This is a genomic window from Streptomyces sp. NBC_00989, from assembly GCF_045162655.1.
In the GTDB taxonomy this organism is placed as follows: domain Bacteria; phylum Actinomycetota; class Actinomycetes; order Streptomycetales; family Streptomycetaceae; genus Streptomyces.
On sequence record NZ_CP108728.1, the window covers coordinates 11,691,351 to 11,710,536 of the forward strand.

At 67.4% G+C, this 19,186-nt stretch carries 18 protein-coding genes and 2 pseudogenes; 9 read left to right on the forward strand and 11 right to left on the reverse strand.

Annotated features, from left to right (window positions below):
• Genes OG714_RS52990 through OG714_RS53000 form a run of 3 tightly spaced genes read right to left on the reverse strand, consistent with a single transcriptional unit; the run spans position 1 to position 4,349 of the window.
• Positions 1-1,284, reverse strand: coding sequence for an AAA family ATPase (locus OG714_RS52990; RefSeq protein ID WP_406131631.1), 1,284 nt, complete (start codon positions 1,282-1,284; stop codon positions 1-3).
• Complete coding sequence (locus OG714_RS52995; protein WP_406131632.1) at positions 1,281-3,467, reverse strand: transposase; 2,187 nt, start codon at positions 3,465-3,467, stop codon at positions 1,281-1,283. The genes OG714_RS52990 and OG714_RS52995 overlap by 4 nt, the downstream gene beginning before the upstream one ends.
• A 60-nt stretch (positions 3,468-3,527) precedes the next feature.
• Positions 3,528-4,349, reverse strand: coding sequence for a TnsA-like heteromeric transposase endonuclease subunit (locus OG714_RS53000; RefSeq protein ID WP_406131633.1), 822 nt, complete (start codon positions 4,347-4,349; stop codon positions 3,528-3,530).
• 268 nt (positions 4,350-4,617) lie between these two features.
• Between OG714_RS53000 and OG714_RS53005 the strand changes: the two are divergent.
• The 3 genes and pseudogenes from OG714_RS53005 to OG714_RS53015 all read left to right on the forward strand — a co-directional run.
• Positions 4,618-5,037, forward strand: a pseudogene (locus tag OG714_RS53005) (PHP domain-containing protein); the annotation flags it as partial.
• Between the two features lie 136 nt (positions 5,038-5,173).
• Positions 5,174-5,737 (forward strand): hypothetical protein, encoded by a 564-nt coding sequence (locus tag OG714_RS53010; RefSeq protein ID WP_406132255.1) that lies wholly within the window; start codon positions 5,174-5,176, stop codon positions 5,735-5,737.
• A gap of 195 nt (positions 5,738-5,932) precedes the next feature.
• Complete coding sequence (locus OG714_RS53015) at positions 5,933-6,286, forward strand: hypothetical protein (RefSeq protein ID WP_406131634.1); 354 nt, start codon at positions 5,933-5,935, stop codon at positions 6,284-6,286.
• A 90-nt stretch (positions 6,287-6,376) separates the two neighbouring features.
• On the opposite strand, the gene OG714_RS53020 is transcribed toward OG714_RS53015, so the two are convergent.
• Positions 6,377-6,973, reverse strand: a complete 597-nt coding sequence (locus tag OG714_RS53020) for a nucleotidyltransferase family protein (protein WP_406131635.1) — start codon at positions 6,971-6,973, stop codon at positions 6,377-6,379.
• 780 nt (positions 6,974-7,753) lie between these two features.
• The gene (locus tag OG714_RS53025; protein ID WP_406131637.1) at positions 7,754-8,668 is read right to left on the reverse strand and encodes an aminoglycoside phosphotransferase family protein; all 915 of its coding nucleotides are present in this window, start codon (positions 8,666-8,668) and stop codon (positions 7,754-7,756) included.
• A gap of 339 nt (positions 8,669-9,007) precedes the next feature.
• On the opposite strand from OG714_RS53025, the gene OG714_RS53030 reads away from it, so the two are divergent.
• The gene (locus OG714_RS53030; RefSeq protein ID WP_406131638.1) at positions 9,008-9,763 is read left to right on the forward strand and encodes a DUF5131 family protein; all 756 of its coding nucleotides are present in this window, start codon (positions 9,008-9,010) and stop codon (positions 9,761-9,763) included.
• On the opposite strand, the gene OG714_RS53035 is transcribed toward OG714_RS53030, so the two are convergent.
• Both OG714_RS53035 and OG714_RS53040 read right to left on the reverse strand, forming a co-directional pair.
• Positions 9,735-10,868: a three-Cys-motif partner protein TcmP gene (locus OG714_RS53035; protein ID WP_406131639.1), complete on the reverse strand. Its 1,134-nt coding sequence runs from the start codon at positions 10,866-10,868 to the stop codon at positions 9,735-9,737. The genes OG714_RS53030 and OG714_RS53035 overlap by 29 nt on opposite strands.
• Before the next feature lie 283 nt (positions 10,869-11,151).
• Complete coding sequence (locus OG714_RS53040; RefSeq protein WP_406131640.1) at positions 11,152-12,402, reverse strand: IS701 family transposase; 1,251 nt, start codon at positions 12,400-12,402, stop codon at positions 11,152-11,154.
• Positions 12,403-12,654: 252 nt separating this feature from the next.
• Between OG714_RS53040 and OG714_RS53045 the strand changes: the two genes are divergently transcribed.
• Together OG714_RS53045 and OG714_RS53050 are read left to right on the forward strand one after the other, a co-directional pair.
• Positions 12,655-13,137: a transposase gene (locus tag OG714_RS53045; RefSeq protein WP_406117645.1), complete on the forward strand. Its 483-nt coding sequence runs from the start codon at positions 12,655-12,657 to the stop codon at positions 13,135-13,137.
• On the forward strand, positions 13,134-13,688 hold the full coding sequence (locus OG714_RS53050) for a transposase (protein ID WP_406117647.1): 555 nt from the start codon (positions 13,134-13,136) through the stop codon (positions 13,686-13,688). Before OG714_RS53045 ends, OG714_RS53050 begins: the two co-directional genes overlap by 4 nt.
• A 24-nt stretch (positions 13,689-13,712) precedes the next feature.
• Here the strand turns inward: OG714_RS53050 and OG714_RS53055 are convergent.
• The 3 genes and pseudogenes from OG714_RS53055 to OG714_RS53065 form a co-directional block, all read right to left on the reverse strand.
• Positions 13,713-14,332, reverse strand: a pseudogene (locus OG714_RS53055) (IS5 family transposase); the annotation flags it as partial.
• A 26-nt stretch (positions 14,333-14,358) separates the two neighbouring features.
• Positions 14,359-14,991 (reverse strand): chloramphenicol phosphotransferase CPT family protein, encoded by a 633-nt coding sequence (locus OG714_RS53060; protein ID WP_406131641.1) that lies wholly within the window; start codon positions 14,989-14,991, stop codon positions 14,359-14,361.
• Positions 14,988-15,362, reverse strand: coding sequence for a transposase (locus OG714_RS53065; RefSeq protein WP_406131642.1), 375 nt, complete (start codon positions 15,360-15,362; stop codon positions 14,988-14,990). Before OG714_RS53065 ends, OG714_RS53060 begins: the two co-directional genes overlap by 4 nt.
• Before the next feature lie 184 nt (positions 15,363-15,546).
• Here OG714_RS53065 and OG714_RS53070 point away from each other — a divergent pair, with 184 nt between their 5' ends.
• On the forward strand, positions 15,547-16,260 hold the full coding sequence (locus OG714_RS53070) for a transposase family protein (RefSeq protein WP_406131643.1): 714 nt from the start codon (positions 15,547-15,549) through the stop codon (positions 16,258-16,260).
• Between the two features lie 171 nt (positions 16,261-16,431).
• On the opposite strand, the gene OG714_RS53075 is transcribed toward OG714_RS53070, so the two are convergent.
• The gene (locus OG714_RS53075) at positions 16,432-16,827 is read right to left on the reverse strand and encodes a hypothetical protein (RefSeq protein ID WP_406131644.1); all 396 of its coding nucleotides are present in this window, start codon (positions 16,825-16,827) and stop codon (positions 16,432-16,434) included.
• Between the two features lie 114 nt (positions 16,828-16,941).
• Here OG714_RS53075 and OG714_RS53080 point away from each other — a divergent pair, with 114 nt between their 5' ends.
• The gene (locus OG714_RS53080; protein WP_406131645.1) at positions 16,942-17,712 is read left to right on the forward strand and encodes a transposase; all 771 of its coding nucleotides are present in this window, start codon (positions 16,942-16,944) and stop codon (positions 17,710-17,712) included.
• A gap of 122 nt (positions 17,713-17,834) precedes the next feature.
• Complete coding sequence (locus tag OG714_RS53085) at positions 17,835-19,115, forward strand: IS701 family transposase (RefSeq protein ID WP_406117848.1); 1,281 nt, start codon at positions 17,835-17,837, stop codon at positions 19,113-19,115.
• Positions 19,116-19,186: the final 71 nt, after the last annotated feature.

A 19,186-nucleotide genomic window follows, 5' to 3' on the forward strand; every position in this document is an offset into this window, starting at 1 on the left:
TCAACTCGCGGCTTCATTGGAGTGCTGCGGGCCGTGGTCGTCGAAGACGGTGTTCCTGCCCGCCTTGCGGGGCCTTGTCCGGTTGGTCGTCGGCTTGCAGGCTTCGGGTTCACCAGCGTCGTCCGGGGCTTGGCCGATCCCGTGGGCGGGATTCTCACGGCCGATGATGATCCCTTCGAGGAGTGCCTCGTCGATCTTCTCCTTTCCGCTCTGCATGGCGGCGATGGCGGCGTCCCTGACCAGGCGGCCGAGGATGCCGACGACGCCCGCGCAGCGGCCGTAGAGGTACTCGGGCATGCCGCCTGAGGTGAGCATGCCGGGTTTGGCCTTCATCAGCCGCAGGTGGTCTTCGATCCCCTTGAGGTGGCCGACGAAGTGCCGCATTTCTGCGGGAGTGCCGTAGGGGAAGCGGTCCAGTTCGACCAGATCGAAGCGGCGCTCGGTCTGGGTGACCTCCAGTCCGTGGACGCGGTGGGTCTCCAGCGGCGGAAGGACCCACTGCTTGGTCTTGCGGTCGTAGGTGGCCTCGCGCAGCAGGCCGGTGCCCGGGATGTTGACGCCGGACAGGATCAGGGTGATCCCGCAGCCCATCAGGGCCCGGATCATGTCCAGGACGTCCTGGTCGTCCGAGCGGTGCATGCGGAGCCGGTTGATGTCGTCGAGGATCAGAACCATGACGCCGTGGTCCCTCAACGAGTCGGCAACCTGCCGCAGCAGTTGCGGCAGCGTCATCTTGCGGATGTCGGGACCGAAGAAGTTCAGGATCGACTCGCAGAGGCTCTTGGGGGTCGCGGTGACCGGCGTCGAAACGTAGGCGACGGGCGCGTGCAGATCCCAGGTGCCCTCGACCGACGTGGGATCGAGGTGGCCGTGCAGGTCCAGCCAGTAGTCCTCGAACTCGGCGGCGAGCGCGCAGACGGCGGCGGTCTTGCCGTGGTTTCCGAAGCCGCTGACCATGACCCCAGGCAGGGTGGCGTCGTCCTGGACGAAGGGGTTGCTCAGCAAGCGCCGGTCGATCACCTCGTTGACCTTGGTCAGCATCGGTGTCTGCTGGAGCGGCAGGTTCACGTTCGTCACCTGCCGGTAGAGGTCGTAATCGGAGCGGCGGGCCAGGGGGACCGACTTCAACTGGGCCGCCGTCAGCATCGGCGCGGGCACCAGCAGGCCGCGGGTGCGGCGGTAGTGCTCCCAGCCGGCAAACGTGTTGCGGTGCGGATGCTTCCGCAGGACGAGCTCGGCGATCCGGCTCCGCGACGGCAGTCCGGCCAGGGGGTCCTTGCTCATCCGTACTCCTCCGACGTGTCGTCGCCGTCCTCGTCGGGCCCGTCCGGCAGCAGGAACAGGCGGCGGTGCCGCAGCGAGTCCACCAGCAGCGGCGGCGCGACGGGCTCGCCGAGCTGGGCCGCCTCCCGCCGCTGACGCCGTGAGGAATCGACGGCCTTCGCGATCGTCCGGGACTGCTCACTCCAGGACGCGGGCTCGGCGGCCCGATGTCCAACCCGGTCCGCGGCGGCAGTCTGCGCGCGGCTGCTTTCGCGTGACCGCGCGGCACGCTCCCGCTTCTGCGGCTGGGTCGGCCACTGGGACACCGGCGTTGCGGAATTGAGGATCTCCAGCAGCACCGGCAGCAGGTCCTTGTCCGAGCGCGGCCCGAGCTTGTGCTCCTTGACATGGGCCAGCAGGTTCGCGGCAGTCGTGTCCGAGAAGGCCGGGATCTCGCCCTCGGGCGGCAGACCGTTCCAGCGCAGGACATGCCAGGTGTCGTGGACGAGGGGATCTTGGAAGAAGACCTGGCGCCGGTCCCTTCGGTCGCTGCGGACCACCCACTTGCCCGCGTGCTTTCCGCCCCGGTCGGACGGGAGCCGATAACGGGGCTCATCGAGTACCTCGGCGTGATACCAGAGCCCGAGGATCTTGACCCCGCGACGCGGATGGATCTTCACGTGATGCTTGCGCAGCACCTGGTAGTAGAGCTCCGGCTCGGGGATCTGCAGGGAGAAGCCGCCCTGGAGCATCGCCGCGGCGAACAACGAGTTGGGACTGTGGTCTTCACCCGGCCCCCAGGCCGGCGCGTACTCCCCGAGTTTGCGGTTTTGCCAGACCTGGACGATCCAGCTCGCGATCAGGTGTTCCATCCGGGCCAGGGTGAAGACCGCGTCGCCCTCCGGGTCGGCCCCGCGGTCGGCGACGTCGGTGCCGGTAAACCCGAGCAGGTGCTCGAACAGCAGCGTCTTGATCGAGGAGAATGCGCGCTCGACGGCGAATTTGTCGCTGGCGCGAAGGGTGCGGGCTGGCAGGATGTTGCAGCCCAGCGCGCGTTCCGCGTCCACCAGGTCGTGGTTCTTGTAGGGGCTTCCGTGGTCGGTGGTCACGGTCTCCGGCGCGAAGAACGGCAGGGCTGCGACCCCGCAGCCGGTGAACTCGGCGATGACGTCGGCCGGGACCCCGGGGTAGGGCCATTGCATCTCCTCGCCCCAGCCCTCACGCATGGGCAGGGGCAGCATCACGTCCCGCAGCAGCATCGCGATGTCCACCGAGGTATCCGACTGCAGCGTCAGACGAAAGGCCGGCAGGGAGTGCGAATAGAGGTCCAAAGCCAGGGGCAGCGTCCCAGTGACCGCGTCCCCGAATACCGTTTCGCGTAGTTTCACCGGCATCGGAGTCGAGTCGAGCGCCAGCACCTGGCCCGGCCGGTGTACCACCACCCGCCCGGCGACGCCGGCCTCCTCGGCCTCGTCCGCGGACCGCTCGTAGCGCTGCCGGCTGCCTCCGGGACCGAACCACTCGTGCCAGACCCGCCACAAAGTCGTCCGTGACGGGATCTTCTCGGTCGGGAACTGCGGGAACTTCTCCTTCATGTACTGGTGCAGAAGGCGATGCTTGGCCGCCATGCCGATGCGGGCGCGGTCCTTGCACTCCTTCTTCACCGCGAAGATCGCCTCGCGGACCTCTTCGGTGATGCTCCGGTGGCCTCCGCTCCGGCGGGTCCACCGTCCGTCCGCGCAGGCCAGCAGCAGGCTCTCGCCGGTCGCGGACGACAAGCGCTCCAGAGTCCGCAGGCTCATGAAGCGCAGTCCCAGCATTTCCGCCTCCTGCGGAGGCATCGCCTTCAGCTCGGAGACCTTCACCAGCCGGCGCTCGGTCAGCGTCGTCCGGTCGGGGTCATAGGCTGGTCTCGGCTCGCCGGGCTGGGCCCGCGAGGGGTGGCCGCTGCGGAATCCTGTCATTGCTTCCAGGACGTGTTCAGCCCGGATCCGGGCGCGACTGCGCTGTTCCGGGGTGAGATCGGCCACGGCGCGAGGCTGGGTGCCATGCCCTGAACCGTCGTGCGCCTTCACCTCCTTCGCCATCCGGGCGTCGGGATGATTGATCAGCCAGCGGATCGAGCGCGACTCGACCTGTCCGTCAGCGTGAGACAGAACGAAGCGTCCGAGCTGTGGCTCGACCGACTCGACGGTCCACTCCACTGCGTTCAGCAGGATCCGGCGGCCTGGCGCCAGGCCCAGGAGCCCCCGTCCGGCTCCCAACTACCCGCACCCCATCGCGGCAGAGCCTGGCCAGACCAGCGAACGGTCTCCCAGCGGACAACCCAGGTCAGTTGCGAGCCGGCGATGCCAGAGCATGTGTGTGACATGCGCGCGTGCCACCACCGGAAGGCTGGTCGACGCTGCCAGCTCCGCGAACGGCACCGGACCCGAGCCGACCGCCACCTCCACCTGCTGCTGCAGCCCGAGCGGGTCCTTCAAGGGCCGGCGCTGGGACGACAGATGATCCAGAACGCTGTGGACATGCTGGCGCCACTCGGTCACGACTGAGTAATGCCAGCCGCAGGCTGCCGCCGCCTCCCTGGCGGCCGCGAACTTCAGCGCGTCAGATTCCTTGATCAGATTTCCCGGACGGACGTCGAACAGCCACAGGCTGCCGTCGGGCAGTACCGCCAGGAAGTCCGGGATGTGCTGGCTGCGGCCCTGCCTGTGCTCGAAGTCCAGGCAGAACGGCTGCGGCAGCACATCCGATACCCCCAGGAAGTCCAATGCGAGCAGCAGCCGCTGTTCCTCCAGGGACTCGAACCCGTGATGCCGCCCCGTGCAGACCATGAACTGCAGCCCCGGACGGTGCCCCTGCCGAGCCCGCCACGTGAACTGCCGCACCGGCTTCGACGAAGACACCGGCACGGACCCCATGTCGCGGACCGGCCAGGACACCTCGCCCGCACCAACCAGCCATGTCCCACTCCATCGGCGCGGCCACCCATCCGTGAGCACCAGCTGGTCACGGATGCGGCCTTCGTCATAGGCCGCGATCAACTGCTCCAGTCCGCATGAGTCCGATCGAATCTCCGCCTTCATCGCTCCGTGCATAGGTCAACAGGAGCACTGCCGTACCCGACGCCGGTACAGATCACCACATCTGCTCGTTACTCAGCGCGACGTGATCGCTTGCGGCGAGAACTCGCCAACTCCGATGAACAACCGCCAACAAGCCTGAACGGTCACAGACGATAATGTGCAGGCGTGGCACGCTCGAGCGTTTATATCGAACATCTGAGCGAATTTAGCGTTATGGTGGTGTCCTGAAGAGGCACAGGTCGGCCAGGGGGTACGCGAGCGACGGGAGGTGCGGGGCGATGGATTTACTCATCTGCACACCGCGTCCGGCTACTCCGCCCGCTACGGCGCCTCCCTGCCCGGCGCCCTCGTGCAGCGCGCCGTGGAGCGGGGGATGACGACGCTCGCGCTGACCGACCGGGACACCATCGCCGGCACGGTCCGCTTCGCCCAAACCGCTGCGGCCGCCGGACTACGGCCGGTCTTCGGCGTGGACATTGCGGTCGCCCCGCTCGAAACGTCGGCACCACAGGGTGCCCGGGTCCGTACCCCGGTCCGCGGCGGCGCACACGTCGTGGAGGCGCCGCTGCGCGTCACGCTGCTCGCGCAGAACGCGGCGGGGCGGGCGAGGCTGTGCCGTCTGGTGTCCGCCGCGCACGCCCAGACCGACGGCGGGGCACGACTCGTTCTGGTGCGGGCTGCTGCTCGGAGGTTGCGGCCTGCAGCTGACCACCAAGCTGTACACCGACCGGGTCTGCCATTTCGCCCATCACCCGGGCCCCGACGGGCACGCGCACCTGTGTGGCCGCCGTGCTCGCGGGGTCAACAGCGCCGACCACCTCTACGTGAAGTCGGCGGTCTCCGCCTGGCTCCGTGGCCGGGACATACGGGCCGACTTCGAGTTCGGCCAGCCGGAGGGGGCCTCGATCGGCTCGGTGGTCGACATCCGGTTCCAGCACGGCGGGCTGCGCGTGCGCCTGGACCAGGCGGTGGAGCCGTCGTGGGACCCCCAGGGCCGTGAGCTGGTGCTCGGGGTGCCGGTGGACCGCGACACCCTGATCCGCAGCTGGTACGTCCACCGCATCCGGCTGGACAGCGACGGCACGGCCCGAAAGATCAGCATCGGCACCGAGGCGTTCGCGCGGGACACAGAGTGGTTCACGCTGGACGACTGCGAGATGACGGAGCGAGGGCTGTCGACGCCGGCGGTGGAGCAGATCGTGCGCTCTCGCAGCACCCGGCCCGGCACCCCGTGGGGCGTGGCCAAGGCCAGGAAGGCCCCGACCCCACGTGCCCAGGCACAGGTACTCCTGCGCAAGCTGGCCGACGTCATCAAGGTGGAAGCCGTCCTGGTGGTGAGCCGGGTGTGCGGCGACATCGCCGATCTGACCGGTGTGGAGGGGGAGTAGCAGGACCAGCTGGCGGCCGCCGTCGCGGATGCGGAGCGCTGGCTGGAGGACCAGACCCGCGTGCGGCAGGAACTGTTCTCCCACCTGGAGGAAGCGCTCGCCGCGCGCGACACCGCGTAGGTTCGCCGACTGCTGGCCCGCGTCAACACGGTCGCCAGCCACAAGCGCACCGTCGGTGAGATCACCATTGCGGACGTGGCGGCCGAATACGTTGCGGAGCAACAGCAGGCCTATGTGCAGCGCTTGCGGGCCCATGCAGAGGCCCAAGGGGCCGAACAGCAGGAGGCCCGGGCACGTCGTGCAGCCGGCCGGGTGCAGTCGCTTCTGGCGACACTTCAGCAGCGCGGGAACAAGGGGGCCCCGAAGACGACACGCAAGCTGGTGCGAGAGCTCGTCCACGCGGCATCCGACGCCGGCGATCACAGCGACGCCGACCAGCAGGAGCAGATCAACGCGTGGGAGACACGAGCGGAGATCGACAGTCCACCGGCACAGACCGCCCGCCCCGCCCAGACCAAAGCTCGAGCCGAACAAGCCGCCACAGGCTGACGCCACCAACATCGACCCGAGCCGGACGGACAGCGCTTGGTCGGCCCGCCGACTCTGACGCTCCGCCGGAGTGGGCTCATCGACCGGACATCAGCTCGGCCACGGCAGCACGGAGAGCTCAGGCCACTGGCTTCTCCACCGCAGTGCCTTGGCCTCATAGACGGTCTGCGGGGCAAGCGCCGGATTGGGCCGGACAACGAGGTTGAACACGTCGGAGAGTCCATGGGGGGCATAGACGCGCCATCGTCCGTCCGGCTCCAGCCGCACCCCCAAGCAGCACGTCGTCGCGGCGAAGGAATCGATCGCCGACTCGGTGGACTCGTGCGGGGCGCAGGGCACGCCGAACTTCTCCTCGTACCAGAGGTGCACGCGTGCTTCGTTGCGGATCTCCACCTCGGCCGGCACCCCGTCGAACACCTCCTGCCCAGCTTTGATCACCGCGTCTTCCGCTTCCCAGGACAGATCGGAGCTGTCGAAGTAGAAGACGTCGTAGTCCTTGATGCCGCTGGTCGGCGGCTTGTCGGTGACGACGTTCCACACCGTCTGGAACAGACAGCCCGCGGTCACGTACCAACCGGGCAAGTTCAGCGTCGCAGTTCTGGCCAGCACATCCGTCAAGACCTCGTTGCGGGAGAGGACCGTCTGCAAGACGTCCAGCTGCTCATCAAGGGGAAGTCGACCGATCACTGGTTCTGACTATCACGACGAGTTCGCCCAAAGCGATGAGCTGGCGATCGCGACCGCGCGGACACGCTCTCGGGTCTGTACCCCTCCTCGCACGCCCGAGTGACACTCAAACTCATCGAGGCCGGCCAACGCGTCGGCCGGCCGTACGGTCGTGCGCGGTCTGCGGTTCCTCCCGCCCGGCTCCGTCGGACAACGGATGCCTCCAAGCCCTGTAGGCATCCAAGGGGGCCAGTAAGGACAAGCGAGTTGGCCAGCTTGGCCAGCGAGGACTACCACCGTGCTCTCGCCGCCCACCGGCCGGCCGCACCAGCCCGCCCGGCAGACCGGGACATCGCGGAGGCGGCCGAACGACAGACCAGAGCGATGCGCGAGCTCAGCCAACGTGTATTCCCTAAACCGGAGTTGGAACCAGAGCCGATCAGGACGGCTCGCGCTCGAAGCCGTCGTGAAGCAGAGAAGAGCCAGACTGCTGCCCTGCGCCGTGCGTGGAAGGAACGGGCGGACCGTACCGGAGTACCGACGGCCGGTACGCAGGTCGGGAGTGCGCCGCAGTCGGCGTGAAACGGGACGGGGTGTGACGGAGCAGCGTTGTTTGCGAGTGATCGCTGGGAAGGGCCTATCCGGGGGCCTGGTGGTGCGCGTTAGTTTGCGAGTTTGGCGGGCCGAAGTTCGCGAGCCTGCAGTCGCGTTGGTCACCGACGTGACGGCTGGGCGGCCCGGTAGGGCATTCGGTCAGGGTGTCGTGCAAGGCCAGGCGAAGTTGTATCGAGCAGCGTTGGACTACGGTCGCTTTCCAGGTGCCGCCCTCCAGCTCTGAAGAACACGATCGAGTGCCCCCTGGCCTACGGGTCCCCAGTTCAGCTTGCCGCCGGGAAGGCCCCGATCTCCGTTCTGTCCCATGAGCATCAGGAAGAGGCTCTTCATAGCGGCCAGCCCGCGGGCGCGCCGGATCGCCGCCTCGTCCGCGTACGCGTACATGTCGAAGAACCGTGAAGCCGTGCCTGCGGGCAGCAGTACCCATGCGGCGGCCAGGTCCCACGCCGGATCGCCGGCGCACATGGCACCGAAGTCGACGATGCCCGAGAGCGTTCCGTCCGAGACGACGACGTTCGCGGGATGAAGGTCGCCATGCACCCAGAGCGGCGGGCCCTCCCACTCTGGCGCCGCGACAGCGTCGTCCCAGACGGCCCGGACATCGTCGGCAGTGCCGCCGGGGACAACGGCTTCAAAGAAGTAGTCGAAGCCGTCCGTGCACTTCTTGGGGTGAGCGCCGAAGTCCGAGCTGATCGGCGCCTCGGCGGGCGCCTCCACGTGGAGTGCCCGGAGGAAGCCCGCCAGTGTGTCGGCCGCGTGGTCGCCGCGGCTGATCGAGCCGTGGTCCAGCGGCTCGCCGGGAACCCACGTCATCACGGTCCAGTGCTTGGGGAAGCGCTCGGACGGTTCGCCGAACCGCACCGGGGTCGGCAGCGGCAGGCGCGGAGCGAGCACGGGTAGCCACCGCCGCTCCTTGAGCTGGAGCTCCGGGGTGGGGTCCATGCGCTGCATACGCACGGCCAACTCATCCCCGAGGCGCCACATCTGGTTGCCCCAGCCGCCCGCCACCTCGCGGATGGTCAGCCCTGCAAGGTCTGGATGTTGCTCCTGCAGCAGGTCACGGACCAGGTCTACGGTGATCTCGATCTCGGAGTTGGTCATGCGAAGTCACAGTATCGGGGCAGGCGGGGCAGCTCTCACTCTCCGGAAGATCTCGCCACTCAACCTTCCAGGCGAGAAATCAGTCGCTGGCCACACGTTCGCAAGCTGTCGGGCCCCTCGCAAACTGTCGGGCTCCGTCACACGGGGATGGCTGGTTTGAAGCGTGCAGACCAGCACAGAAAGGGAACATGTGTTTCATTTATGAGGTAGTGGATACGGGGCGGGCGTCGGATGGTTGGATGCCGGTATCCGGTGGTGCGACGGTTCGTTGGGCTTACAGCGGGCCTCGGTTGTGCCGCCGGTGCAAGGGCTCGGTTCGAGGGGATGGAGGGCCGGCCGGTGAGTGACCGCAGTGCGATCGAGTGGACCGAGGCGACATGGAACCCGACCACGGGGTGCGACCGGGTCTCCGAGGGGTGCGACAACTGCTACGCGTTGACGCTGGCGAAGCGGCTGAAGGCGATGGGCTCGCCGAAATACCAGGCCGACGGTGACCCGCGCACGTCCGGGCCCGGCTTCGGACTTACGGTGCACCCGGAGGCGTTGCGGGTGCCGTACGGGTGGAAGAGCCCTCGCACTGTGTTCGTGAATTCGATGTCGGACTTGTTCCATGCGCGTGTGCCGCTGGACTACGTGCGCCAGGTCTTCGAGGTGATTGAGCAGACCCCGCAGCACACCTATCAGGTGCTCACGAAGCGGGCTCGGAGGCTGAGGCAGATCGCTGACCGTCTTAGGTGGCCCACGAATCTGTGGATGGGTGTGTCCGTGGAGAGCGCGAAGGAACTTTCCCGTGTCGGCGACCTGCGGCAGGTTCCGGCGGCGGTCCGGTTCCTTTCCTGTGAGCCGCTGCTCGGGCCTTTGGACGGCCTGGACCTGACGGGTATTCACTGGCTGATCGCGGGCGGAGAGTCCGGTCCCCGGTTCCGTCCTGTGGACGAGGAGTGGATCACCGGTATCCGGGACGCTTGCATACAGGCTGACGTGGCCTTCTTCTTCAAGCAGTGGGGTGGCCGCACTCCGAAGGCGTCCGGCCGGACTCTTCAGGGCCGCACCTGGGATCAGATGCCTATGCGCGGACCTGTGCCTGCAGGCTGACGCGGCTCTTCGTAGTGAGTTTGCCCGGAGACTGGACGACCATGAGACCGTCCTGGCGCATCTGCCGGGCCGCCTTGAGCGCGTGTTTCGGCATCCAGCGGCTGGTCTCGGTGAGCAGCCACTCGCCGATCGTCTCCACGGTGGCGGCTCCGGCGACCAGGCGTTGGGTGACAAGTTCGACCAGCTCGTCGTCGACGAGTCCTGCGGCCTGGAACAAGTCAAGCTGACCGTCTGCTTTGGCTCCACGGGTGCGGGGGTCGCGGAAGCTCTCTCCATCGAGGTCGTCGACGTTCCACATGGCGTCTTTCATTGCGTTCAGGCCGGCGGGGCTGCCGGTGCCGAAGACGAGGTAGAGGGGCTGCCCGGTGCGGGGGACGAGTTCGAACTGGAGCTGGTAGCCGAAGCCGGCCCGGCGTAGTGCATCGCGGTAGGTACGCAGCCAGACGCGCCATCGTTCGTCGGAACGTAACTCTTCGGCGGCCGCGGACCAGTGGTCGCGGCCGCCGAAGACCGTGTCGAGGATGTCCGCGTTGAGCTCCTCGCGTCGGCTGAACCAGTTGGGTCCGAAGGTGGTGATGACCTCGCTGGAGCGGTTGCGGGCGATTCGCCTCATCACGTCCAGAGGTACGTTGACGCTGCCCCAGCTGTCGAAGATGCCCAGGACCGGGTTCCCCCAGGAGCCGAGTTCGCTGAGGATCGCGAGACTGTCGCGGCCGGCTTCCCCGCGCCGTATCTCCACCCGTACGGGCAGGTCCTTCAACGGGCCGAAGCGGGAGTTGAGTTCTGCCCGGAGGTGCTCGTGGCGGGCGCGGTCCTTCTCGATGAAGATCAGGTGGACTCGTTGGGGGCTGAGGTGCATGCGGTCGACCGCGTTGTGGTGGAGGAGGCGATCGAGGATGAAGACGGGTGATCCTGGTTCGCCGTCCTCGTAGCGTCCGGGGCCGGCGAAGGCATCCAGGAGGGTGACCCGGGGCCGGGAGTAGCCGGTGCGCTGGGATGTCTGGAGCAGGATCGGCCACCAAGCGTCCAGATACCGCTGGTACAGCCGGTGCGGTCGCCGGTTCCAGCTTCCACAGGACGTCCATCCCTGCCCCCTGTCTGCCATGGGTGGCTGGCACGTGCCAACTGCACCCCCTGGTAGCAGATGGTGAGCGCTGGCGTGTCGAGCGTAAAGACCGCCTCTCGGCCGTCCATGGCCGTGGGGGAGAGGGCACGCCTCCGGTGTCGTGGCGGGTAGGTCCCTGCGCGGGCCCCTGGACGGCGACAACCATCACTAGTAGGGCTTGGTCAGGTTCGTAGTGGTGTGGGTATGTCGCGGTGGCAGGTGGGGCAGGCTCCGGCCCAGGTGGCAAGGAGTGTCTGTAGTTCCCGGACGACCTGGTAGAGGCTCAGACCTGCGCCGCGTCTTTTGGGTCTCGTGCCAGCCGTTGCAGCGTGCAGAAGGCGTGGGCGGCGGAGACGAGGCTGACATGGTGGTGCCAGCCGCCCCAGGTGCGGCCTTCGAAGTGGGCCAGGCCCAGGGCCTGTTTCATCTCGCGGTAGTCGTGCTCGATACGCCAACGCAGCTTCGCCAGCCGCACCAGCGTGGCCAGCGGCATCCCCGAGGGCAGGTTCGACAGCCAGAACTGCACCGGTTCGCTCTCGGTGGCGGGCCATTCGGCCAGCAGCCACCGCTCGGGCAGTTCAGGATCGTCGCCGGCCTTGCGGATGCCGCGTCCGGCCGGGCGGATCCGCAGGGCGACGAACCGCGAGTACATGCGCTTGAGGCCGCTTTGGCCCTTGCCCGGCCGGGAGCCTTCCCTCCAGGACACCGGCCGCGCGGCCGCCCGGCCTGCTTCGATGACCAGGTCCTTCATGGTCTGCGCAGGCTCGGGGTACTGAATTTTCGGCGGCCGGCCGGTGCCCGCATAGTCGGGCTGGACGGGCCGGGCATCCGCGAGCTGGGCGGTATGGCGAGAGGAAATCCCCACCGCGTAGGGCAAGTTGCGCTCCTCCAGGCCCAGGCGGAAGGCGGCGGCATCACCGTATCCGGCGTCCGCGACCACCAGGGGAACGTCGACGCCCCATGACCGGGCCTCGTCGATCATGTCCAGGGCCAGCTGCCACTTCTCCACATGCCCCACCCGGGCGGGAATCCCGCAACGGCCGCGGCGGGCGATCTTGTCCGCATCGGCCTCCGGCGAGGCGGGATCCCAGGATGCGGGCAGGAACAGCCGCCAGTTGACGGCCGCGGAGGCACGGTCACTGGCCAGGTGCAGGGAGACGCCCACCTGGCATTTGGTGACCTTGCCCGCGGTCCCGGTGTATTGCCGCGACACACACGCCGAGGCATCCCCGTCCTTCAAAAAGCCGGTGTCATCCACGATCAACGCTTCCACGCCGATCGCGTCCTGCATCTGCCAGGCCAGCCGGGCCTGCACATGCGCGGGATCCCACGGACTCGAGGTGATGAAGTGAGCCAGTGCCTGCCGGTTGCCGTCCTCGCCCAGACGGGCCGCCATCGGCTCCACCGACTTGCGCCGCCCGTCCAGCAGCAGCCCGCGCACATACGCCTGCCCCCACCGCCGCTGATCCGCACGGAAGAACCCGTCGAACAACTTCACCGCGAACGCCTCCAAGTCCTCCCGGACCGAGGCCATCTCCTCAGGTGTCACACCATTCCAACGACACTCATGGAACAGGAGACACGCACCCACAAGTGAAGATGACCAAGCCCTACTAGTGCTGGGTTCCTCTTTGGCTGGGTATAAGTCCTGGTGGCGGGGTAGTTGACGGTGCTCGGGGGCGGGTGCTGGACGATGGTTTTACGGGCACGACCGGGGCTTGACGAGGACGAACGGGCCGTCGTTCGCCGGTTATCGCGGGCGCGGAAGGCTCCGCGCGATGCCGTGATGCGGGCCCGGATGATCGAGCTGAGCTGGTCGGGGCTACGGGTGCCGGCGATCGCCGGGGCACTGGACTGCAGCCCCAAAACGGTCCGGTGCTGGCTGCACCGCTTCAACCGCTCGGGCCTGCGGGGGCTGGATGATCTGGGCGGGCAGGGCCGCAAGCGGCGGATCACCGAGGAGGAACGCTCCAAGATCATCGCCCTGGTCAAGACCGTCCCGCCGGGGCGGCTGAGGTGGGAGCCGGTCGGGGAGCTGTGGGCCTTTGACGAGTCCGGGCCACCCGAGTGGACCCTGGATTCCCTGGCCGCGGCGGCACGGGCCGAAGGGATCGAGGTGGGCCGCTCGCAGGTCCGCCGCATCCTGCTCGCCGAGGGCGTGCGCTGGCGCCGTACCCGGTCCTGGACGCGTTCAAAGGACCCGGACTTCGTCCCAAAAGGACACGGATCATCGGCCTCTACACCCACCCGCCCGACGACGCGACGGTGATCTGCGCCGACGAGCTGGGGCCAGTGATCCCGCGGACCTTCCCGCCCGCACCCGCCTGGTCACCCGACGGACACCGGATCAAAGCGGAACTCGACTACAGCCGCGGACCCGAGAAAACCTGGGTCTACGGGGCCTTACGCGTCCGCGACGGCCAGCAGATCACCATGGCCGCTTCCTCCCGCAACAGCGTCTTCTACCAGCAGTTCCTGCAACAGATCGAAGACGCCAACCCGACCGGCGAGGTCTGGATCGTCACCGACAACCTGTCCAGTCACAACAGCCTGTCCACCCGGACCTGGCTCGAGGACCATCCCCGCATCCACCACGCCTTCATTCCCGTCGGCGCGTGCTGGCTCAACCTGCAGGAAGGCTGGTGGCGCATCTTCCGCAAAGCCGCCCTCGCCGGCCGCTCATTCGCCAACCGCGACGACATCGAATACGCCACCACCCTTGCGACCAGCCAGCTCAACTCCCGTGCCAAACCCTGGGTCTGGGGCAGACCCGCACCGCCAACCCGCCGACTACGGCGCCGATATGTGTACACCGTTTGAGGAACCCAGCACTAGGGTTCGTCTTCAAACGGATCTTGCCCAGAGTAGGAATGACGCGAGATTGACCGCTGCCTCGTAGGAGGTGGCGGTCTTGTCGTATCTGGTGGCGATGCCGCGGAAGCCCTTGAGCTGGTTGAAGCAGCGCTCGACGACGTTGCGCCGACGGTAGAGCTGGCGGTCGAAAGCGGGTGGCCGGCCGCCGCGACTGCCGCGATTGTGGCGGTGACGCTTCTGGTCGGTCTTTTCCGGGATGGTGCATGCAATTCCGCGTTTGCGCAGGTAGGAGCGGAAACCACGAGAGCTGTAAGCCTTGTCGGCGACGACCTGGTCGGGTCTGCAACGGGGTCGGCCCGGTCCCATACGCGGGACGTGAATGCGTTCCAGGAGGGGACGCGCGCAGGTGCTGTCGTGGCGTTGTCCGGGTGTCAGCAGGACGGCCAGGGGCCTGCCGCGACCGTCGCAGGCGAGGTGGATTTTGGTGGTCAGTCCGCCTCGGGATCGGCCGAGGGCGTGATCGTCCGGTTCGTCCGGCCGGTGGGTCCCCCTTTTCGGCCGGTGGCGGCCGAGTGCTGGTGGGCGCGGACGATGGTGGAGTCGATCTGGACGAGCCAGTCGATGTCGCCGACAGCGTCCGTGCCCGCCTGAGCCGGGCATTCGGATGGGCCAGGGGTCAAGCAGCCGGTGGCTGCTGGGCCGGGGGGTTCGCCTTCAGCTTCTCGAATGCGGTGGGCGTCGAGCGGTGCGGCAGGAAGTCCTTGATCTGTTGAGCGCAGTCGGCCGGACTGGCGGTGCTCGTGTCGCACTCGATGTCGTAGAGGCCGTGGGCATGGACCTGGGTGATCTGGCGTGCGGCCAGCCCCGGTAGGCGGTCTCCGCGCTCCTGCTCCCGCCGTTGCAGTTCCAGCAAGGGGCAGTGCACTCCGACCAGTACCACGTCTTCGGGGGCGAAGAGTGCGACGCAGTCGAGCAGGTACCAGGGTTCGCTCAGGACGTGGTCCACCACGACGTTGTTGCCGCCCGCAGCCATACCGGCGACCGCACGGTGGAAGCCCATGAATGCACGCCTGAGCACCGATGGCAGTTCGTCCGGAGCGATGGCCCGCTGCGACCGCATGGCATCGAGCATGTCCACCGGCATGTGAAAGTACATATCGTCCAAGACCGTGAGGAGCGCCTTGGCGATGCTCGACTTCCCAGAACTCGACGTGCCGTTCAGAAAGATGATCAGCCCGCCGGATGGCTGCGAAGCACCCGCCGAGCCCGCATTCCCGTGCGATCCATTTTCTGTTGGAGCCGCCATCATCTTCCCCCCGCTTCATGAGCTGCCCTTGTCCGATCATGATGCATGCTCGGTCGGCGGCCTGGGCGGGTGGTGGCCGTCTGGACGACGAAATCCGCGTCTTCAGTGCTGAGTTGGCGGGGACGGCCTCCCGCCCATCGAGGGTCCAGGCAGGCCAGGCCGATCTCGTTGAAGCGGTGGATGACACCGCGGACGGTGTCCTCGTCGGCCTGGACGAGCTGGGCAATCACCGGGACGCGGTTTCCGCCGGCCGAGGCCAGCAGCATCATCGCCCGTCGATAGCGCACCGAGCTGGTACTGCCCCGGCGCACGATCTGCTGCAGTTTCTGCCCCTCCTGATCGGTCAGTCGGCGCACCCGCACAAGCTCGGCCACCACACCTCCAACGGTCGGAGCGGACGTCACCACCCATACAACCGCTCCGAAGGCTCACCCGGCGAACCAATACGGTCACAGCACTAAAGGGTGTTGCACAAGGCCGTGAACTGGGCATCTCCGGTGTATGGCAGGGTTGTTGAGGGCCGAACGGGTGTGGGTGGAGACATTCACCGGGCTGTAAGTGACGCAGTTCGCGCGTCTGTTGAAAGTGGTGCGGGAGCGGGGCGGTAACGGCACCCTGCGGGGCCGGGCATGGTCGCTGCCGCTGGCCGAGCGGGTGCTGGTGGTCGCGGTGTACTACCGCACCAATCTGACGATGCGGCAGCTGGGCACGCTGTTCGGTGTCTCCTCCTCCACCGTGTGCCGGGTCATCCAACGACTGGGACCGCTGCTCGCGATCGAGCCCGTCTCCCGCCCGGCCGATGCCCCGGAACGCATGTGGATCGTGGACGGCACGCTGATCCCGCTCCGCGACCGGTCGGTGGCCGCATCCAGCCGCAACTACCGGTTCTCGGCGAACGTGCAGGTCGTCGTGGACGCGGACACCCGGCTGGTGATCGCGGCAGCACGACCGGTGCCGGGCACGACGGCGGACGCCCACGCCTGGCGTGCGTCCGGGCTGAGCCGACACTGTGAGGGCGTGACGGTGCTCGGCGACGGCGCCTACCTCAACTGCGGCATGGCGGTACCGCACCGCAAACGCCCCGGACGGGCTCTGCTCCCGGGCGAGGAGGACGACAACGCCGCCCACCGCAAGGTCCGCGCCCGCGTGGAACACGTCATCGGCCGCCTGAAGAACTACAAGATCCTCCGCGACTGCCGACAGCACGGCGACGGCCTCCATCACGCGGTCCAAGCCGTCGCCCACATGCACAACCTCGCCCTCGCATCATGACCAGAAGACTGTGCTCACCCACTCTGGCCTGCCCGAACACGGCCTTGTGCAACACCCTTTAAGGCTTGTCCCGTAACACCTGACCGCAGTTGAGATTTCTTCGGCATGCCTGTCTCCACGACCTGCTCCTCGAAGCTGAGGTTCTGCAGGTAGTGGCGGATGCGGATCAGCTCAGGGCTCGAACGAGTCCTTCGTGCTGGGCCTCCGAGAGCGTTTGACACCGCTGCATGCCAAGAGCTCGGTCCCGGTAGCGTCGAAGTACAGAGTGAAGAACCAGAGCCGGTCTACTGCGTCGATGATCCCGGTACGCAGTTGTTCGCCGCGGTGCCGTGCGAGGATCTCAACGGTCTCGTCGAGGCCGATGATCTCTTGCACGCCGCGCTTCAACGACCGTCTCAACCTCGTTGCGGCGATGCCGGCGACCATCCACTGGGGCACCTCCCTGTCCCAGACCTCTACCTCGGCGCCGGCGGCGATGGCCTCGCGTGCTGGCTTGCACGCGCTCGTCTGGTCGGTGAGCATCGCGGCGATGTCGGGGTGCCATGGGTGCTCGTCTTCGGTGGCCATGCGGTGACTGTAGAGACTGAACGTGGGCGTTGCTACAGGATGCGGCGTGGCCGGCGCTGGGCGGGGAGACAGAGGATCGCGATGTTGTGCCCGGCATCATGGAACGATCTTGTGGTGGCTGTTGTGATCACGGCGTCGGAGCCGTCTTGGATAGCCCCGTTCAGCGGGCTGAGCCCGCGTTCCTTCAGGAAGCTGGTGACCGCTCTGCGCCGCGAAGGTGCGGATCCGGTCCGCAAGGGCAGACCGTGGTCCCTTCCGCTGGAGGACCGGGTACTGCTCGTGTCGGCCTACTGGCGCACGAATTTGACGATGCGCCAACTCGCGCCGCTCTTCGGCATCTCGAAGTCCGCGGCCGACCGGATTATCGACCATCTCGGTCCCGCGCTTGCTCTGCGGCCCCGCAGGCGGTTCGCCAAGGGCACCGTGCTCATTGTGGACGGCACCCTGGTCCCCACCCGGGACCACACCATCGCCGAGCGGTCGAAGAACTACCGGTACTCCACCAACCACCAGGTCGTCATCGACGCCGTCACCCGCCTGGTCGTCGTGATCGGCCGGCCGCTCGCCGGCAACCGCAACGACTGCAAGGCATGGGAGGAGTCCGGCGCCAAGGCCGCTGTCGGCAAGACCCTGACAATCGCCGACGGCGGCTACCCGGGCACCGGACTCGTCATCCCACACCGCCGCCAGCGCGGCCAGACCGAACTCCCGGCCTGGAAAGAGGAGCACAACAAGTCCCACCGGCAGGTCCGGGCCCGCGTCGAGCACGTATTCGCCCGCATGAAGACCTGGAAGATCCTCCGCGACTGCCGCCTCAAAGGCGACGGCGTCCACCACGCCATGCTCGGCATCGCCCGGATGCACAACATCGCCCTCGCCGGATAGATCAGCGGGCCGTACGGCGGGTCAGCCCTGCCCGACGCAATCTGGAGATCATTTACGGGACAAGCCTTAGTAGGACTCCGTTAGGTCTTCCTGTTGGCGCTGATCAAGAGCATGTTGGGTTGGTGGACTTACATGAAGTGAGGCGTGTTCGGGCGACGTTGGCGTTGTTTGTGGCCGATGTGTTCGCTTCGGTTCCGCGGAAGGATCAGCGGGCCAAGGGCGACTGCTATCTGCGCGGACTCATGCTGGACGGCCGCCGCAAGTCGATCCAGGCGATGGCTGCGCGACTGCCGGACGGCAACGAACAAAACCTGCAGCAGTTCGTGAACCAGTCGACCTGGGATCCGGAGCCTGTGCAGCTGCGGGTCAACGAACGGCTGCTGCCCCTGGTCGACCCGGTGGCCTGGGTGATCGACGATGTGTCGATGCCCAAGGACGGCCGGATGTCGGTCGGTGTGGCTCCGCAGTACTGCGGAGCCCTGGGCAAACGCGCGAACTGCCAGGTCGCGGTCAGTGTCCACGCTGCCAGTGACACTGCCTCCTGCCCCCTGCAGTGGAGACTGTTCCTGCCCCAGGAGTGGGCCGCGGACAGCCACCGCCGCACCAGGACCCTGATTCCGGCCGAGGTCACACACCGGGAAAAATGGCGCCTGGCACTCGACATGCTCGACAAGCTCGCGGACTGGGGGATGACACCGCCAGCGGTGGTGGCCGACGCCGCCTACGGCACCAATGCACACCTGCGGGCCGCCCTGTCGAAACGAGGACTCACCTATGTCCTGTCCATCCGGTCGGACGTGAGCGCCCACCCCTTCGACGCACAACCCATGGCCCCGGACCGCAAAGGAGATGTCGGCTGCTGGCCGCAGCCTCGCTACCGCCAGAAGGCACCGTCCGTGGCAGTCCTTGCCACAAGCCTTGGACCGGAAGCGTTCACCCCGCTCACATGGCGCCAGGGCTCGAAAGGGGAGTTACGTTCCCGCTTCGCAGCCGTGCGTGTGCGTCCGGCCGGAAAAGCCGTCGAACAACCGGTCAAAGCAGCGGCCTCGGCCGAGCAAGGCTGGTGGGACGGGGTCCTGCCCGACTGCTGGCTACTGGCCGAATGGCCCGCCGGCGCCGAAGCTCCGAGCGAATACTGGCTGTCCAACCTCCCGCCCGATGCCCCGATCACCGATCTGGTCCGCCTGGCCAAGGTCCGCTGGCGCATCGAGCACGACTACCGGGAGCTCAAACACGGCCTGGGCCTGGACCACTTCGAGGGCCGTTCCTGGCCGGGCTGGCACCACCACGTCACCCTCGTGACAGCCGCCCACGCCTTCCTCACCGAACGGCGCCTGGCCCCAAAAGCACAGGAAGCAGCTTCACCCTCTACCAGATCCTCGACGCTCTCCAAGACACCCTGAGGTGCTGGACCGGGATCTGCACCAGCTGCCAGCAACCCCTCCCCACCAGAACCCGCACGACAACAAGATCA

Coding starts and splice junctions, on each gene's coding strand:
- OG714_RS52990 (WP_406131631.1), bottom strand. CDS start 1,284: ATGAGCAAGGACCCCCTGGCCGGACTGCCGTCGCGGAGCCGGATCGCC.
- OG714_RS53000 (WP_406131633.1), bottom strand. CDS start 4,349: ATGAAGGCGGAGATTCGATCGGACTCATGCGGACTGGAGCAGTTGATC.
- OG714_RS53025 (WP_406131637.1), bottom strand. CDS start 8,668: ATGACCAACTCCGAGATCGAGATCACCGTAGACCTGGTCCGTGACCTG.
- OG714_RS53035 (WP_406131639.1), bottom strand. CDS start 10,868: ATGGCAGACAGGGGGCAGGGATGGACGTCCTGTGGAAGCTGGAACCGG.
- OG714_RS53040 (WP_406131640.1), bottom strand. CDS start 12,402: ATGGCCTCGGTCCGGGAGGACTTGGAGGCGTTCGCGGTGAAGTTGTTC.
- OG714_RS53045 (WP_406117645.1), top strand. CDS start 12,655: ATGCGGGCCCGGATGATCGAGCTGAGCTGGTCGGGGCTACGGGTGCCG.
- OG714_RS53060 (WP_406131641.1), bottom strand. CDS start 14,991: ATGATGGCGGCTCCAACAGAAAATGGATCGCACGGGAATGCGGGCTCG.
- OG714_RS53075 (WP_406131644.1), bottom strand. CDS start 16,827: ATGGCCACCGAAGACGAGCACCCATGGCACCCCGACATCGCCGCGATG.